This window comes from Streptomyces sp. NBC_00094 (assembly GCF_026343125.1).
Lineage (GTDB): Bacteria > Actinomycetota > Actinomycetes > Streptomycetales > Streptomycetaceae > Streptomyces.
Genome location: NZ_JAPEMB010000001.1, coordinates 6072877 through 6089464, shown reverse-complemented (window position 1 = coordinate 6089464; position 16588 = coordinate 6072877). Strand labels below are relative to the sequence as shown.

The window sequence follows — 16588 nt, the reverse complement described above, 5'->3', positions numbered from 1 at the left end:
CCGGACCGGAAGGGATGTTTCCGCTGATGCTCACCGTCCTGGGGTGAAACAGGTGGGGAAACGGGGAGTGAACAATGGGCAACTGGGCAGGGATATGAGAGGCATACCGCCGCAATCCCGTCAGCGACCTCAATTGCTCATTGCCGCTCGCGCACGGGCCAAGCAAGAATTGGGAAACCGCCCCGCACGGCCCGTCAGCGGCCCGATGGACCGTGCCGTGGTGCGCCCTCACCCGACTACGCCCGCCGCGCGGGCGCGTATCCGAAGGGAGGACCGTGACCCTCGGATTCGCTCCGTCCACAGGCACCTCGACAAGATCGTCGCCCGAGTCCGCCAGCCGCCTCGCCCGGATACTCGAACCGGCCGAGTGGGCCGGGGCGGGAATTCCCTTGCTGGGCAATCCGCGTGAGGTCGTCAGTGGACTGCACTCGCGCCACGCGCCCACGCCCTCGACGGCGGTCGTGGCGGTTCTGGACCACGAGGAACGGCTCACCGCCAGCGCCTCGTTCGTCCGGCGCCCCACGCCGGCGGACGGCTGGGACTTCCGCAACGCGCTCCTCGCGCACCTGCGGCGCGTCATTCCGCACGACCTCCGGCGCCGCACCCCTGTCCGGACCGCCGTCCTCCTGTACTGCCGCGAGGGCGACGAGCGCTGGACGGAGGAGGACGGAGCCTGGATGTGGGGGCTCCGGGACGCCTGCACGCTGCACGGACTCCGCTGCGGCGCGTACATCACGCTGACCCGAGGGGGTTGGCAGGTGCTCGGCGAGGGCCGGGGAGGCCGTCGGCCGAGCTCCGACTCGCGCCCGGAATCACTCGGGAGCGAGGCGGCCGAACTCGGCAGCCTCGCTCCGAGAACCGCGAGCGGCGCGCCCGAACCCCTGCGCCGGGCTGCCGCACGCTGACGGCGATACGCCGACCGACCGCGGCACACCGACAGCCACACGGCTGACGACCACAGACCGACCGCATCACACAGACAGCCACTCGCCGGCCACCGCACGTCGGCAGTCACCCGCCGAGGCCACACACCGAACGCCGTCCCGCCGGACCGCGTCACGGTCCGGCGGGAGGGGTGGTCGATCAGACGCCGGCGCCGACGAGCGACGCGACGCGTGCCGGTTCGCCGCAGACGATCAGCAGCGCACCGGCGCGGGCCATGGCCAGCGGCAGGGCGCGGGCAGCGGTCTCGTCGTTTCCGCCGTTGACGGCGACGATCACCACGGGCCGGGTGGCGGCCCGCTCCACGGCGGCGGCGTCCGCGAAGAACACGTCGTCACCGCCGTCCTGCTGGGCCCAGTAGGCGGCCTCGCCGAAGGACAGCTCGTGCGCCGCCCACGGGTGCTGGTCGCCGGTGGTGAGCACCAGGACGTCGCCGGGTGCCCGCCCGCTCTCCAGGAGCAGGTCCAGGGCCTCCTCGGCGGCGTCGAGCGCGCCGTCGACCGGGGCCGGGATCACCTGGAGCTGCGGGCCGGATCGCTGGTCGGAACGATTCTCCCCACCGACGGCAGGGGACTGACCGGCACCGGGGTGCGGCCGCGGGGCCGGCGGCGCCGGCCTGGCCGGGCCGGGGCCAGGACCACCGGGACGCGGGGAGGCCGCGGAACGCGGGCCGGGTACGGGACGGGGGGTCGACGCGGGACGGCCTGCGGCCGTGGTGGCGCGGGGACCCTGGGCGCTCTCGTGAATCTGAGGCTCCTCGGGGGTGAGAGGCATGGGTGGATGTCTATCAAACGCCGCTGCGCGGGGCATCGGCGGGTGGGCACGGAAGTGCACCCCGGCTGCTCGGGCGGCCCTCAGGGAGGGCTCAGCAGCCGGAAGTTCAGAAGTCGAAGCCGAGTTGGCCCCCGCTTTCCAGCGCGGCCGCCTCTGCGGAGAGGCGGACCTTTTTGAGGTGGCGCCACTGGGGCAACGCGTCCAGGTACGACCAGGAGAGGCGGTGGTACGGGGTGGGCCCCAGCTCCTCCAGGGCGGCCTTGTGGACCGGCGAAGGGTAGCCCGCATTGGCCGCGAATCCGAACGCGGCACATCCCTCGGCCCCGGTCTCGAGTTCCGCCATCACGGCGTCCCGTCGGACCTTGGCGATGACGGAGGCGGCCGCCACGGCGACACAGGACTGGTCGCCCTTGATCACCGTACGGACCTGCCAGGGGCTGCCGAGGTAGTCGTGCTTGCCGTCGAGGATCACGGCGTCGGGCCGGACGGGGAGCCCTTCGAGGGCCCGGACCGCCGCGAGCCGGAGGGCCGCGGTCATCCCGAGCTCGTCGATCTCCTCCGGGGAGGCGTCGCCGAGCGCGTACGCCGTGACCCACTGCTCCAGCTCCGAGGCCAGCGCGGTACGGCGCTTGGGGGTGATCAGCTTGGAGTCGGTGAGGCCGGCGGGGGGTCGGCGCAGGCCGGTGACGGCCGCGCACACGGTGACGGGACCGGCCCACGCCCCGCGCCCGACCTCGTCGACTCCGGCGACGATCCTGGCGCCGGTGGTCGCTCGGAGCGATCGCTCGACAGTGTGGGTGGGAGGTTCGTACGGCATGGCGCCAGCCAGGTTACGCCGCCCGGCGCCGCCCGCGATACCCGGATTCCCCTCGGGAGCTCCTCGACTTCTCCTCGGCGCGTCCACACGGCGACGGCCGACCGGTCTCAGACCTTCCCGATCCGGATCAGCGGCACCATCACCCGGTCGACCATGTCGGCGATCTCATGGTCCGGCCATTCGCTCCCGCACACCTTGGAGCGGTACATCATCAGGGCGGGTACGACATCGAGCACCAGATCGTCGATCGCGTCGGCCCGCACCTCGCCCCGCGCGATTCCGCGCCGCAGCACGCCCTGGAAGAGCCGGGTCGACGGCTCGGTCACCCCTTTGACGATCAGCTCATGGAACCTCTCCGCGGACTCCGCGTCGCATTCGTGAAGCACCGAGCGCAGAGCCTGGCCGGGCTTGGAGAACATCACGTCCCGGACGCGGAGGCACAGCGCGTACAGGTCCTCGCGGACGCCTCCGCGGTCCGGTGCCTCGTCGAGGGTCGGCAGCCCGGCCTGGAGGGCGTCGGCGACCAGGTCTTCCTTCGACGGCCAGCGCCGGTACACCGCCGCTTTGCCCGTCTGCGCGCCGACCGCGACACCCTCCATCGTCAGACCGTTCCAGCCGACGCTGCCCAGCTGTTCGAGCGTGGCTTCCAGAATGGCCCGTTCCAGCACGGGGCCGCGGCGTCGCAGCGACGCCCCCTCCGGCCGGGCGGCGGCCGTGGAGCGCGAAGTAACCATCAGGATCTCTCCGTTGAGCGAGTCGTTCGGGGCAAGTCACGGGGGACGGACCGGGGGTGGCGGGCCGACAGGTCGGGCGGCGGCAGCACTCAGTGAACGGTTGCGTTCACTGAGGGGGAGTCACTACCGTGGAGAACAGTGAACGGATGCGTTCACTAATTCTTCCGTGGGGGATCCATAGTGACAACTTCTCCGGTGGACACACAGTCCACGAACGGACCGGACCGCGCCGGAGGCCGGCCGGGCATCGCGCTGGCCGTCATCGCCGCCTGCCAGCTGATGGTCGTCCTCGACGCCACCATCGTGAACATCGCCCTGCCGCACATCCAGGACGCGCTCTCCTTCTCGACCACCGACCTCTCGTGGGTGCTCAGCGCCTACACGCTCACCTTCGGCGGCCTGCTGCTCCTCGGCGGACGAGCCGGGGACATCCTGGGGCGCCGCCGGGTGTTCATGGCCGGCATCCTCGTCTTCACCCTGGCCTCGCTGCTCGGCGGCTTCGCCCAGGAGCCGTGGCAGCTGCTCGCCGCGCGCGCCCTGCAGGGCGTCGGCGGCGCCATCGCCTCGCCCACCTCACTCGCGCTGATCACCACGACGTTCGCCGAAGGGCCGGAGCGGAACCGGGCGTTCGGCGTGTTCGCCGCCGTGTCCGCCGGCGGCGGCGCGATCGGGCTGCTCGCCGGCGGCATGCTCACCGAGTGGCTCGACTGGCGCTGGGTCTTCTTCGTCAACGTGCCGATCGGCCTGCTGATCGCCTACCTCGCCCCGCGCTACATCGCGGAGTCGGAGCGCAACCCGGGCCGTTTCGACATCGCGGGAGCCCTGACCTCGACGCTCGGCATGGCGGCCCTGGTCTACGGGTTCATCCGCGCGTCCGAGAAGGGCTGGCGGGACTCCCTGACCATCGGCTCGTTCGTCGCGGCCGTGGTCCTGCTCGTGGCCTTCGGGATCGTGGAGTCGCGGGCCAAGGAGCCGATCACCCCGCTCCGGATGTTCGCGGAGCGCAACCGTTCGGGCACGTACGTCATCATGCTCAGCCTGTCGGCCGCCATGTTCGGCATGTTCTTCTTCATCGTCCTGTGGGTCCAGGACGTCCTCGGCTACAGCCCGATCCAGTCCGGTCTCGCCTTCCTGCCGGTGACGGTCGCGATCGTCACCGGCGCGGGGCTCGCACAGCGGCTGCTGCCGGTCCTCGGCCCGAAGCCCTTCATGGTGAGCGGCTCGGCGATCACCGGACTCGGCCTCTTCTGGCTGACGTTCATCACCTCGGACAGCAGTTACGCCGGCGCCGTCCTCGGGCCGATGGTCCTGTTCGGCTTCGGCATGGGGCTCAACTTCGTGACGCTCACGCTCACGGCCGTCTCCGGCGTCGCCCAGCACGAGGCGGGCGCGGCATCGGGCCTGCTCAACGCCACACAGCAGGTCGGCGGTTCGCTCGGCCTGTCGATCCTGGTCACGGTCTTCGCCACGGCGAGCCGCGAGGAGGGCGCGAAGGTGGCCCCTGACTTCCTCGCGAACGCGACGCCCGAGCAGCAGGCTGCGTTCGCGCAGACGAAGGAGCTGCCCGCTCCATGGGGCCACGACGTACTGACGGCGGGCATCGCCTCGGCCTTCACCGCGGCCGTCGCGATGGTGCTGATCGCCCTGGTCACGGCGGTCCTGGTGATCCGCGTCCGCAAGAGCGACCTGGAAGCGCTCAGCGGCCGGGCGGAGGCGGCTGGGCCGGTGGCATGAGGTGGTGCGACCGGTGGCGCGAGTGCGACCGTACGCCCCTGAAAACACGCTGCACGCCCCGAGAACACGCCGTACGCCCCTGAGAGAGCACGACGACGCCCCCTGAACCCCCTTACAAGGGCTCAGGGGGCGTCTCCCGTATCAGGCCGTCCCGACCGGGACCCATCCCGGCAGGTCCTCCGTCTGCCGCAGCCATGCCGCCGGCGGAGCACCGGTCACCGCGGAGGCCACGACGCCCCCGGCGATGGCGCAGGTCGTGTCGACGTCACCGCCGACCTGCGCGGTCGTCCAGAACATCTGCTCGAAGTCGCCGAGCGCTCGCGCCGCGGACCAGAGGGCGAACGGCACCGTGTCGTGCGCGCTGGTCCGCCGACCGCTGCCGAGCACCGCGGCGACCGTGCTCGCGTCGCCGTAGTCGAGCATGTCGCGCGCCCTGCGCAGGCCCGCCCCCACCGCGCTGCGCGGCACCAGGGCGACGACCCCGTCGAGCAGCGCCTCGGGCGTGGGCGGTCCGGCCGGGTCGGCGGCGAGGGCGGCAGCGGCGGCCACGGCCATCGCACCCACCACGGCCTCGCGGTGCTGGTGTGTCGTGTACGCGGAGATCTCGGCCTGGTGCGTCGCCTGCTCGGGGTCATCCGCGTACCAGGCGCCGAGCGGGGCGATCCGCATCGCGGCGCCGTTGCCCCAGGACCCCTGCCCGTTGAAGAGCGCCGAGGCCAGCTCCCGCCAGTCACCGCCCTCCCGGACGAGCCGGAGCATCCGGTTGACCGCCGGACCGTAGCCGCGGTCGAAGTCGTGGTGGTTCGCGAAGGACAGGGCGAGGGCGTCCTGGTCGATGCGGTCATGGCCGACGAGGACGGCGAGGACGGAGCAGGCCATCTCGGTGTCGTCGGTCCACTGCCAGGGGCCGGGCGGCAGCTCGCGCCGCTTCAGCAGGGGGTAGTGGGCGGGTACGAAGAACTGGGAGCCCAGGGCGTCTCCCACGGACAGCCCGCGCAGGCTGGCCAGGGCGCGGTCGAAGCGCCGGTCGAGTGAGGAGTCAGCGGTCATCGCTCAGCCACTCTATCCGGTAGGACCGTACGGTTCCGGGGTACGCCAGCGTTCGAACGGCCGGTCCAGCCGGTATCTCCCGTCCTCGCCCAGCAGGAGCGTGCGTGTCTCGGCGTTTCCGGGGTTCGACAGCGACTCGAAGTCCGCGACCGTCCAGTGGAACCAGCGCATGCAGAACAGCCGCATGGTCAGTCCGTGGGTGACCAGCAGGACGTTCGGCGGGTGGTCGGGGGCCTCGAAGCTGCGGTAGAGGCTCTCCAGGAAGGCCCCGACCCGGTCGTACACGTCGGCCCCGGACTCGCCCTGGGCGAAGCGGTAGAAGAAGTGCCCGTAGGCGTCCCTGTACGCCTTCTGCAGACGCACGTCCTCCCGTTCCTGCCAGTTGCCCCAGTCCTGCTCCCGCAGGCGCGGCTCCTCCCGCACCCTCGTCTGCTCCCGGGGCAGGCGGAAGGCGCGGAGCGTCTCATGGGTACGGCGGTACGGCGACACGTAGACGCTGACCGGCTCCTCCCCGAACAGCCCCCGCAGCCGCTCCCCCGTCTCCTCCGCCTGCCGCCACCCGGTCTCGGTGAGCCGGAGGGCATGGTCGGGCTCCCGCTCGTACACCGTGTCATCGGCATTGCCCTCGGACTCTCCATGCCGTACGAGAACGATGCGCCGCGGTCGTGCCATACCCCGACCCTAGATCGACGGCCCGGAGCGGGCTCGGCCGAGGGGCCACCCGAAGCCCATCCGACGGAGGAGCCACGCCCGGCACACCCGCCACACACGCAAAGACCCGCCACACACGCACACCCGGGCCCACAGGGCCCAGGCCCCGGCGCGCGCTCAGACCGTCCAGGCGCTCTCGAGCTGCACCACGTCACCGGTAAGCGACGCCACATCGGCGTCGGTCCTCGCCCGCAGCCCCAGCCGCTCCACGCGCTCCACCCGGTACTTCCCGTGCTCCGCGGCGGACCGCCACATCGAGAGCACCAGGAACTCGCTGCCGGGCGCCTCGCCGAACAGCCCCCGCACCATGCCCGGGGACCCGGCCATCGCCGGGTTCCACACCTTCTCCTGCATGAGCGCGAAGTGCTCGGCCCGGTCCTCGTGGACACGGCAGTGCGCCACCCGCGCCACATCGGCGTCGGTGAACCGCGGCTCGAACCCCGTCTTCACGTCGAAGCGGTGGTCGAACAGCTTCACCTCGATGTCCTTGTACGTGCCCCCCTGCGAGGCCGCCAGCCGGTCGTGGGACCGCGCCATGAAGGAGTCGTAGAAGGCCCTGCTCTCCCAGAACGCGAAGATGTGGGCGACGTCCGGCCGAGCCCGGCTCCACCCGCCGCCCTGGCCCCGGAACCCCGGCTCGCCGAGCAGCCCCGCCCATTTCCGCTGCCCCCGCTCGAACCCTCGACGGTCCATCACGGTGCAGCGAATCCACTTGACCAACACCGCGCCATCGTACGGGCCGAAGGGGCGCCCCGGCAGTGCGCGTCAGACTCCCACCGGGTGCAGTCGCTCCAGTCCCGCGCGCTCCTCCTCGTCGATCTCGATACCGAAGTCGGCCTTCAACGTCGCCGCCAACTCGCCGACGGTCACGATCCGTTCCTCGCCGGCTCCGTTCGCCCACACCGTCGACAACGTCTCGCGCACCAGCGCCCTCCGCACCTCGGGCCCGGGCTTCTGGGCCACGACCTGGCCGAGAAAGCGCGACTCGGGATGGCTGGAGCTGAAGTGGTTCATGACCGTGAAGTCACCCGGATACAGGGTTTGCGGAGAGAACGCGTACAGATCGGTCCAGCCCTGGGGACGCAGCGAGCGGAGTACGTGAATGCCGTCGGCCTCCCTCCCGATCCCGAACGTCCAGCCGCCCTGCTCCACGCGCGCCCCGTCCCGCAGGGGAACCGGCTCCAGCGGCCCCTGCCATCCGAACCCGACGTCCGCGAGCCACTGTTGGCCCTCGGTCTCGACGGCCAACAGCGCGTGCGTGACGGGCAGCAGGGCAGCCCCCCGGGTGCGGTTACGGGCTCCGCGCCCGGCCACCCCGAAGCCGATCCGTTCGAGCGCGGCCGCGAAGAGGGAGTTCTGCTCGTAGCAGTAGCCGCCGCGACGCCGGCGGACGAGCTTGGCCTGCAGGCTCTTCACGTCCAGGGGGACCTGCCGACCGAGGGCGACGTCGAGGTTCTCGAACGGAATGGACCGGACATGCGCCCGGTGCAGTGCCGTCAACGTCCTCAGATCAGGGGAGAGTTCCCCGTCGCGATCGACGTCGTAGCCGATTCGAGCCAGATATGCGTCGAGATCCAGCTCGTCACCACTCCACAAACCGCTCTCCCCCTCCACCGCCGGGTCCACTGTCGTAGCCCCATGACACCATGAGCAATCTCCCCGCAACCACGGGCTTTTGAGTGGGGAGACGGTCGAGGCGAGGCGTACGCGGGGGCGTGCGTGGAGAGGGGAAGCACCGTGAGCGGACTCAACAAGGGCGTGGCGAGGGTCGAGGTGACGCTCAAGTGGGATCCTGCCCCGACCGGTGCGCCGGCGCACGATCTGGACCTCGTCGCCGGCGTCTTCGCGGCCGGTGACCCGCACGGGGCACCGGTCTACCTGGTGCACTTCGGGAGCCGCTCCCCCGACGGCACGATCACGCTGCACCGCGACAGCCGTACGGGCCAGGGCTTCGGCTACGACGAGGCCATGACCCTGGAGCTGGACCGGCTGGCACCGCACTACGCGCGCGTGGTGGTGGGCGTGACGGTGCAACAGGGCGGCGGCAGACTGACCTTCGGCGCCATAGCGAACACCGGCATACGGGTCAGCGAGGGGTACACCGACCTCCTGACGCACGACTTCGCGGACGTGCCGGACGCCCTGTCGGCGACGGTCGTGGAGTTCACCAGGGACGGGGCGGACGGCTGGTCGTACCGTGCCCTCAGCCACGGCTTCGACGCCGACCCGCGAGCCTTCGCGGCGGTCCTCGGCTCCACGCCGTCCTGAGGGACCCTCCGCGATCAGGCCCGTTCGAAGCAGTGTGAGCGACCGATGACGGAGAAGCCGCGGCGCTCGTACCAGTGGCGCGGCCAGTCCGCCGCATCGGCGGTCAGGAACCGAAAGCCGCAGCCCTCGGCGGCGGCCGTACGGAGGGCGGTGCCCAGGACGGCGTCGGCATGGCCGCGCCTCAGATGGGCCTCCGAGGTGATCAGGTCCTCGATCCGGGCCGTGCCGGTCGCCGGGTCCAGATAGAGGTCGGCCCATGAGGCGACCTCGCCCTCCTCCGTACGGGCGCCGATGAAGCGGACGGTGTCGGCCCCGCGCCGACGGGCCTCGCGCCGGTCGACGAGATGACGGACGCCTCGTCGTCGACGTCCGGCAGGAGGTGCCGCCGACGGCGGGAGAGCGGGCCGCGCAGGGCGTCGAGGTCGACCTCCTCCGCGGCCCCGCCGACCGGCACCGGCCCCTCGTGCAGCATGACGAGCAGGGCGGAGTGGCTGTACCCGGCCCGGACCAGCGGCTCCGCGCACGCCGTTCCGACCTCGTCGTCAAGGACGGAGATCAGCCGGTACGGCAGTGGGCGGGGGAACCGAACTCCTTCGGTTCCCCCGCCCACCTTCCGGTCAACGAGCTGGATGAACTGCGCCGAGCACCGCATCGGGCGCAGTTCCGCCCATCGTCAGCTGCAGCCGCTGGTGGAGCCGCAGCCCTCGCAGATGTAGCAGGAGCCGGCGCGCTGCATCTTCGTGCCGCACGAGAAGCAGAGCGGGGCGTCGGCGCTGATGCCGAGCTGCATCTCGACGAGCTCCGCCGAGGTGTGCGCCTGCTTCGGGGCCGGGACCTCGGCCACCGGGGCCGGAGCCGGAGCCGGGACGGCCTTCAGTTCCTGGGCGCGCGGCGCGGACTGGGCCAGGGCCTCGACGTCGATCTCGTCGTCCTCGGACTGCTCGTACGAGCCGGTGTCGAGGTGGCGCTGACGCTCCTCGGCCGAGTGGATGCCGAGGGCGGAGCGGGTCTCGAAGGGCAGGAAGTCCAGCGCCAGGCGGCGGAAGATGTAGTCGACGATCGACTGCGCCATCCGCACGTCCGGGTCGTCCGTCATACCGGCCGGCTCGAAGCGCATGTTGGTGAACTTCGAGACGTAGGTCTCCAGCGGAACGCCGTACTGCAGACCGACGGAGACGGCGATGGAGAAGGCGTCCATCATGCCCGCGAGGGTCGAACCCTGCTTGGACATCTTCAGGAAGACCTCGCCGAGACCGTCGTCCGGGTAGGAGTTGGCGGTCATGTAGCCCTCGGCGCCACCCACGGTGAAGGAGGTGGTGATCCCCGGACGGCCCTTGGGCAGACGCTTGCGGACCGGACGGTACTCGACGACCTTCTCGACGGCCTCGCGGATCGTCGCCTCGGACTTCGCGGTGACCTCGACCTTCTCCTCCTCCTTCTTCTTGGCGGAGAGGGGCTGGCCGACCTTGCAGTTGTCGCGGTAGATCGCGAGCGCCTTGACGCCCATCTTCCAGGCCTCGAAGTAGACCTCCTCGACGTCCTCGACCGTGGCCGTCTCCGGCAGGTTCACGGTCTTGGAGAGGGCGCCCGAGATCCACGGCTGGATGGCGGCCATCATGCGGACGTGGCCCATCGCGGAGATGGAACGCTCGCCCATGGCGCAGTCGAAGACCTCGTAGTGCTCGGTCTTCAGGCTCGGGGCGTCGATCACATTGCCGTTCTCGGCGATGTGGGCGACGATCGCCTCGATCTGCTCCTCCTGGTAACCCAGGCGGCGCAGGGCCTGCGGGACGGTGCCGTTGACGATCTGCATCGAGCCGCCGCCGACGAGCTTCTTGAACTTCACCAGGGCGAGGTCGGGCTCGAGTCCCGTGGTGTCGCAGGACATCGCGAGACCGATGGTGCCGGTCGGGGCGATGACCGAGGCCTGCGCGTTGCGGAAGCCGTTCTTGGCGCCGAGGCGGACGACGTCCTGCCAGGCCTCCGTGGCGGCGGCCCAGATCGGCGAGTCCAGGTCGTCGAAGCGGACGGCCTTGGTGTTCTCGTCGGCGTGCTGCTGCATGACGCGCTGGTGCGGCTCGGCGTTACGGGCGTAGCCGTCGTACGCGCCGACGACCGCGGCGAGCTCGGCGGAGCGCTTGTACGAGGTACCGGTCATCAGCGAGCTGATGGCACCGGCGAGGGCGCGGCCGCCGTCGGAGTCGTACGCGTGGCCGGTCGCCATCAGCAGGGCGCCGAGGTTGGCGTAGCCGATGCCGAGCTGGCGGTAGGCGCGGGTGTTCTCGCCGATCTTCTCCGTGGGGAAGTCGGCGAAGCAGATGGAGATGTCCATCGCGGTGATGACGAGCTCGACGACCTTCGCGAAGCGCTCGACGTCGAAGGACTGGGCGCCCTTGCCGTCGTCCTTGAGGAACTTCATGAGGTTCAGCGAGGCGAGGTTGCAGGACGTGTTGTCCAGGTGCATGTACTCGCTGCACGGGTTCGAGCCGTTGATGCGGCCCGACTCGGGGCAGGTGTGCCAGTGGTTGATCGTGTCGTCGTACTGGATGCCCGGGTCGGCGCAGGCCCACGCGGCCTCGGCCATCTTGCGGAAGAGCGACTTGGCGTCGACCTCCTCGATGACCTCACCGGTCATGCGGGACGTGAGGCCGAACTTCCCGCCGGCCTCGACGGCCTTCATGAACGTGTCGTTCACGCGGACGGAGTTGTTGGCGTTCTGGTACTGGACGGACGTGATGTCGTCGCCGCCCAGGTCCATGTCGAAGCCCGCGTCACGGAGGGCGCGGATCTTCTCCTCTTCCTTGACCTTGGTCTCGATGAAGTTCTCGATGTCGGGGTGGTCGACGTCGAGGATGACCATCTTGGCCGCGCGACGGGTCGCGCCGCCCGACTTGATCGTTCCCGCGGAGGCGTCGGCACCGCGCATGAAGGAGACCGGGCCGGAGGCGTTGCCGCCGGAGGAGAGCAGCTCCTTGGAGGAGCGGATACGGGAGAGGTTCAGGCCGGCGCCGGAGCCGCCCTTGAAGATCATGCCCTCTTCCTTGTACCAGTCGAGGATGGACTCCATGGAGTCGTCGACGGACAGGATGAAGCAGGCGGAGACCTGCTGGGGCTGCGGGGTGCCGACGTTGAACCAGACCGGCGAGTTGAAGCTGAAGATCTGGTGCAGGAGGGCGTAGGCCAGCTCGTGCTCGAAGATCTCGGCGTCGGCCGGAGACGCGAAGTATCCGTACTCCTCGCCGGCCTTCGTGTAGGTCTTCACGATCCGGTCGATGAGCTGCTTGAGACCGGTCTCGCGCTGCGGGGTGCCGACGGCACCCCGGAAGTACTTGCTGGTGACGATGTTGACCGCGTTCACCGACCAGAAGCCGGGGAACTCGACGCCACGCTGCTCGAAGTTGATCGAGCCGTCGCGCCAGTTGGTCATGACGACGTCACGACGCTCCCAGACCACCTCGTCGTACGGATGCACGCCAGGGGTGGTGTGGATGCGCTCGATACGCAGGCCCTTGCTCGCCGACTTGGTCCCCTTGTTGCGGGAACCACGTGCCGGGCCGCTCGCCGTCTCTGTCATGCCGCCTCCCATATACGGGCAAAACACACTTTGGCACCCAGAAAGTCCTAGGGCACCGTCTTCTGTACGTCTTTCGGTACTGCTGCCACGAGGACCTCACAGGTCTCCCGGGGCACGTTTGTCGGGCCGCTCGGCGGCCGATCGCCGGGTCGTGACCGACCCGGCCCGCCGATCAGTCGGCGGCAGTGGCGGGAACGGGGACCTCAGGGGTCGCACCGGGCCCACGGTTCTCAGCGGGAGACCGCTCGCGGAGTTCCACGATGGCGGTCTCGAAGTCTTCGAGGCTGTCGAAGGCCTTGTACACGGACGCGAAGCGCAGGTACGCGACGAGGTCGAGCTCCTGCAGGGGGCCGAGGATGGCCAGACCCACGTCGTGGGTGGTCAGCTCGGCGCTCCCGGTGGCGCGCACCGCCTCCTCGACCCGCTGGCCGAGCTTGGCGAGGGCGTCCTCGGTGACCGGCCGCCCCTGGCACGCCTTGCGCACGCCGGAGATGACCTTGGTGCGGCTGAAGGGTTCGGTGACACCGGACCGCTTCACCACCATGAGCGAGCACGTCTCCACCGTGGTGAAGCGGCGAGAGCAGTCGGGGCACTGACGACGACGTCGGATCGACGTCCCGTCGTCGGTGGTGCGACTGTCGACGACACGGCTGTCGGGGTGCCTGCAGAAGGGGCAGTGCATGGCTTCCGACCCTCCCTCACAGCACGACTGATGAGCCTCACCCGGCCGTCAAGGCCCTGCGAAGCGACCTCCAGCATAGGCGATCGAAGCGGCCCCGGCAGACCGGGGACCACTACCCCTGGGCGGTCGATGCCATCCAACCACTAGATCTTGGGTTGGGGACGATTCGACGCCCTGCGCGTGTCGCGGACCGCGGGCTCCCGGGATTCCGGGCCTCCGGGTGCGACACTGGGAGGGCACACCGGGTGTCCGCGGCCCAGCGGCGAAGGCTACCGTAACGACCGAATTCGGATGGCCGGGCATGTCGGAGCGACGGTACTCATACACCCCCGCACGTATAGGCGTAAGGCAATCTGCGAATTTTCACTCGAACGTGTGTTTGGCGCAACCTTTCGAAAGCCACTACCGTTGTGCCAGCCAGGGAGACAAATTCGAGAGGGGCCGACGACGTGACCACCACCGCAGACAGTGCCACCATCACCGCCCAGGACCGCTCCCAGGGCCGACTCGAGCCGGTGCACGCCATGAATGACGCAGCCATGAACGGCGAGGAGCCCGGGCGACCCGCCCGCGCTCTTCCCGGGCGACCTCCAGGCATCAGGGCCGACAGCTCCGGTCTCACCGACCGGCAGCGCAGGGTGATCGAGGTCATCCGTGACTCGGTCCAGCGCCGCGGCTACCCGCCGTCGATGCGAGAGATCGGCCAGGCGGTAGGACTGTCCAGCACGTCCTCGGTGGCGCACCAGCTCATGGCGCTCGAGCGCAAGGGCTTCCTCCGTCGCGACCCTCACCGCCCCCGGGCGTACGAGGTCCGCGGCTCGGACCAGCCGAGCACCCAGCCGACGGACACGACCGGCAAGCCGGCCGCTTCGTACGTCCCGCTGGTCGGCCGGATCGCGGCCGGTGGACCCATCCTGGCCGAGGAGTCCGTCGAGGACGTCTTCCCGCTCCCCCGGCAGCTGGTCGGTGACGGCGAGCTGTTCGTCCTGAAGGTCGTCGGTGACTCGATGATCGAGGCCGCGATCTGTGACGGCGACTGGGTGACCGTCCGCCGCCAGCCCGTCGCGGAGAACGGCGACATCGTCGCCGCCATGCTCGACGGCGAGGCCACGGTCAAGCGCTTCAAGCGCGAGGACGGCCACGTCTGGCTCCTCCCGCACAACGCGGCGTACCAGCCCATCCCCGGCGACGAGGCCACCATCCTCGGCAAGGTCGTGGCGGTGCTCCGGCGGGTCTGACACCACTCGCCGGCTCTGAACGGCCCCGGGACCCACTGCGCCGGTCCCGGGGCCCTGCCGTGCCAGGAGACGCACGGCAGGGAATCAGTCGCTCGCCGCCTTCGACGCCGCGTCGATCGCCGCGAGCGACTTCCGCACCTGATTGCGGTCCGTGGTGTACCAGAAGTCGGGCAGCGAGGACTTGAGGTAGCTGCCGTACCGGGCCGTGGCCAGCCGGGGATCGAGCACCGCGACGACACCCCGGTCGCCCGTCGCCCGCACCAGCCGGCCGGCGCCCTGGGCCATCAGCAGGGCCGCGTGCGTGGCCGCGACCGCCATGAAGCCGTTGCCGCCGGCCTCCTCGACCGCCTTCTGGCGCGCGCTCATCAACGGATCGTCCGGCCGCGGGAACGGGATCTTGTCCATGACCACCAGCTGGCAGCTGGCACCGGGGACGTCCACGCCCTGCCAGAGCGAGAGCGTGCCGAAGAGACAGGTCTTCGGATCGGCGGCGAAGTTCTTGATCAGCTCGCCGAGGGTGTCCTCACCCTGGAGCAGGATGGGCAGCTCCGGAATCCTGCTCCGCAGCTCCTCCGCCGCCTGCTGCGCCGCCCGCATGGAGGAGAACAGGCCGAGCGTACGCCCGCCGGCCGCCTCCATCAGCTCGGCGAGCTCGTCGAGCATGTCGCCCCGCTCCCCGTCCCGCGCGGGGCGGGACAGATGCTTGGCGACGTACAGGATGCCCTGCTTGGGGTAGTCGAACGGGGAGCCGACATCGATGCCCTTCCAGACGGGCAGGTCGTCCCCCTTGGTCCCTTCGGGGGCGAGGCCGAGCGACGCTCCCACCCCGTTGAAGTCGCCGCCGAGCTTGAGCGTCGCCGAGGCCAGGACCACGGACCGCTCCGTGAAGAGCTTCTCCCGCAGCAGGCCCGAGACCGAGAGCGGAGCCACGCGCAGCGAGGCGCCGAAGCGGTCGTGCCGCTCGTACCAGACGACGTCGTACTCCGAGCCCTGGGTGATCCGCTCCGCGACGCCGTGGACGGTCTCCACGGAGGCCATGGCCTGCTTGCGGACGGCGTCCTCGTCCTGGACGGACCTGTCGCGGGTGGAGCCCAGGGCCGTGATCACCGCGCGGGCCGCGTCGCGAAGCGCCATGAGCGCGTACGCGAGGTCCTCAGGGATCTTCTCCAGGCGGCCCGGCAGGGCGAGCTCCATGACCCGCTCGAAGCCCTCGGCCGCGGTCTGCAGCTGGTCGGCGACCTTCTCGTCGACGAGCTTCGCGGACCTGCGCACGGCGCGGTTGACCTGGCCGGGGGTGAGCTCGCCGGTGGCGACGCCGGTGACCCGGGACACCAGTTCGTGGGCCTCGTCGACGATCAGCACCTCGTGCTGCGGAAGCACGGGGGCGCCTTCGATGGCGTCGATGGCGAGCAGCGCGTGGTTGGTGACGACGACGTCGGCGAGCTTGGCGCGCTCACGGGCCGCCTCGGCGAAGCACTCCGGCCCGTACGCGCACTTGGTCGCTCCCAGGCACTCCCGGGAGGAGACCGAGACCTGCGCCCAGGCCCGGTCGGAGACGCCCGGGGTCAGATCGTCCCGGTCGCCGGTCTCCGTCTCGTCGGACCAGTCCCGCAGCCGCAGCAGGTCCTGGCCCAGCTTGCTGCTGGGCGCGGCCGCCTCGAACGGGTCGAAGAGGCCGTCCTCCTCGTCCTGCGGGACGCCTTCGTGGAGCCGGTGCAGACAGAGGTAGTTCGACCGGCCCTTGAGCATGGCGAACTGCGGGCGGCGGCGCAGCTGCGGATGCAGCGCGTCGACCGTCCGGGGAAGGTCGCGCTCGACGAGCTGGCGCTGCAGCGCCAGGGTGGCCGTGGCCACCACGACCCGCTCCCCCTGGGCCAGCGCCGGCACGAGGTAGCCGAGCGACTTACCGGTGCCGGTACCGGCCTGGACGAGGAGGTGGGAGTTGTCGTCGATGGCCTCGGCCACGGCCTCGGCCATGGTGACCTGGCCGGGGCGCTCCGTGCCGCCGACGGCGGAGACGGCGGCGTGGAGGAGGTCGGGGAGGGATGGCTTCGTCATAGCGCT

Annotated in this window: 15 protein-coding genes; 4 read left to right on the top strand and 11 right to left on the bottom strand. The window is 70.5% G+C overall.

What is annotated here, in order from left to right:
* The first annotated feature begins 275 nt into the window (after positions 1 to 275).
* On the top strand, positions 276 to 905 hold the full coding sequence (locus OG580_RS27120; protein ID WP_267046267.1) for a hypothetical protein: 630 nt from the start codon (positions 276 to 278) through the stop codon (positions 903 to 905).
* 178 nt (positions 906 to 1083) lie between these two features.
* On the opposite strand, the gene OG580_RS27115 is transcribed toward OG580_RS27120, so the two are convergent.
* The 3 genes from OG580_RS27115 to OG580_RS27105 all read right to left on the bottom strand — a co-directional run bounded on the left by OG580_RS27115 (position 1084) and on the right by OG580_RS27105 (position 3267).
* Positions 1084 to 1716: a hypothetical protein gene (locus OG580_RS27115; protein ID WP_267046266.1), complete on the bottom strand. Its 633-nt coding sequence runs from the start codon at positions 1714 to 1716 to the stop codon at positions 1084 to 1086.
* Positions 1717 to 1822: 106 nt separating this feature from the next.
* Entirely contained in the window at positions 1823 to 2533 is a 711-nt protein-coding gene (locus tag OG580_RS27110; protein ID WP_267046265.1) for a ribonuclease HII, read from the bottom strand.
* Between the two features lie 107 nt (positions 2534 to 2640).
* Positions 2641 to 3267 carry a TetR/AcrR family transcriptional regulator gene (locus tag OG580_RS27105; RefSeq protein WP_267046264.1) on the bottom strand — a complete coding sequence of 209 codons (627 nt, stop codon included), beginning with the start codon at positions 3265 to 3267 and terminating at the stop codon, positions 2641 to 2643.
* A gap of 195 nt (positions 3268 to 3462) precedes the next feature.
* On the opposite strand from OG580_RS27105, the gene OG580_RS27100 reads away from it, so the two are divergent.
* Positions 3463 to 5001 (top strand): MFS transporter, encoded by a 1539-nt coding sequence (locus OG580_RS27100; protein WP_267046263.1) that lies wholly within the window; start codon positions 3463 to 3465, stop codon positions 4999 to 5001.
* Between the two features lie 141 nt (positions 5002 to 5142).
* Here OG580_RS27100 and OG580_RS27095 read toward each other — a convergent pair whose 3' ends face one another.
* From OG580_RS27095 to OG580_RS27080, 4 genes are all read right to left on the bottom strand, one after another.
* A complete protein-coding gene (locus tag OG580_RS27095; RefSeq protein WP_267046262.1) occupies positions 5143 to 6051 on the bottom strand; it encodes an ADP-ribosylglycohydrolase family protein in 909 nt (302 codons plus the stop codon).
* Positions 6052 to 6063: 12 nt separating this feature from the next.
* Positions 6064 to 6723 carry a histidine phosphatase family protein gene (locus tag OG580_RS27090; protein ID WP_267046261.1) on the bottom strand — a complete coding sequence of 220 codons (660 nt, stop codon included), beginning with the start codon at positions 6721 to 6723 and terminating at the stop codon, positions 6064 to 6066.
* A gap of 156 nt (positions 6724 to 6879) precedes the next feature.
* On the bottom strand, positions 6880 to 7485 hold the full coding sequence (locus tag OG580_RS27085; RefSeq protein ID WP_267046260.1) for a YdbC family protein: 606 nt from the start codon (positions 7483 to 7485) through the stop codon (positions 6880 to 6882).
* A 42-nt stretch (positions 7486 to 7527) separates the two neighbouring features.
* Positions 7528 to 8388 carry an arylamine N-acetyltransferase gene (locus OG580_RS27080; protein ID WP_267046259.1) on the bottom strand — a complete coding sequence of 287 codons (861 nt, stop codon included), beginning with the start codon at positions 8386 to 8388 and terminating at the stop codon, positions 7528 to 7530.
* Positions 8389 to 8499: 111 nt separating this feature from the next.
* Between OG580_RS27080 and OG580_RS27075 the strand changes: the two genes are divergently transcribed.
* Complete coding sequence (locus OG580_RS27075) at positions 8500 to 9030, top strand: TerD family protein (RefSeq protein ID WP_267046258.1); 531 nt, start codon at positions 8500 to 8502, stop codon at positions 9028 to 9030.
* A gap of 14 nt (positions 9031 to 9044) precedes the next feature.
* Here OG580_RS27075 and OG580_RS27070 read toward each other — a convergent pair whose 3' ends face one another.
* From OG580_RS27070 to nrdR, 3 genes are all read right to left on the bottom strand, one after another.
* Positions 9045 to 9554: a GNAT family N-acetyltransferase gene (locus tag OG580_RS27070; protein WP_267046257.1), complete on the bottom strand. Its 510-nt coding sequence runs from the start codon at positions 9552 to 9554 to the stop codon at positions 9045 to 9047.
* A gap of 149 nt (positions 9555 to 9703) precedes the next feature.
* Entirely contained in the window at positions 9704 to 12604 is a 2901-nt protein-coding gene (locus OG580_RS27065; RefSeq protein ID WP_267046256.1) for a vitamin B12-dependent ribonucleotide reductase, read from the bottom strand.
* 172 nt (positions 12605 to 12776) lie between these two features.
* Positions 12777 to 13286, bottom strand: coding sequence for a transcriptional regulator NrdR (gene nrdR, locus OG580_RS27060; RefSeq protein WP_267046255.1), 510 nt, complete (start codon positions 13284 to 13286; stop codon positions 12777 to 12779).
* Positions 13287 to 13735: 449 nt separating this feature from the next.
* Here nrdR and lexA point away from each other — a divergent pair, with 449 nt between their 5' ends.
* On the top strand, positions 13736 to 14524 hold the full coding sequence (lexA, locus tag OG580_RS27055) for a transcriptional repressor LexA (protein ID WP_024754934.1): 789 nt from the start codon (positions 13736 to 13738) through the stop codon (positions 14522 to 14524).
* An 84-nt stretch (positions 14525 to 14608) separates the two neighbouring features.
* On the opposite strand, the gene OG580_RS27050 is transcribed toward lexA, so the two are convergent.
* Positions 14609 to 16582, bottom strand: coding sequence for an ATP-dependent DNA helicase (locus tag OG580_RS27050; RefSeq protein WP_267046254.1), 1974 nt, complete (start codon positions 16580 to 16582; stop codon positions 14609 to 14611).
* Positions 16583 to 16588 lie beyond the last annotated feature (6 nt).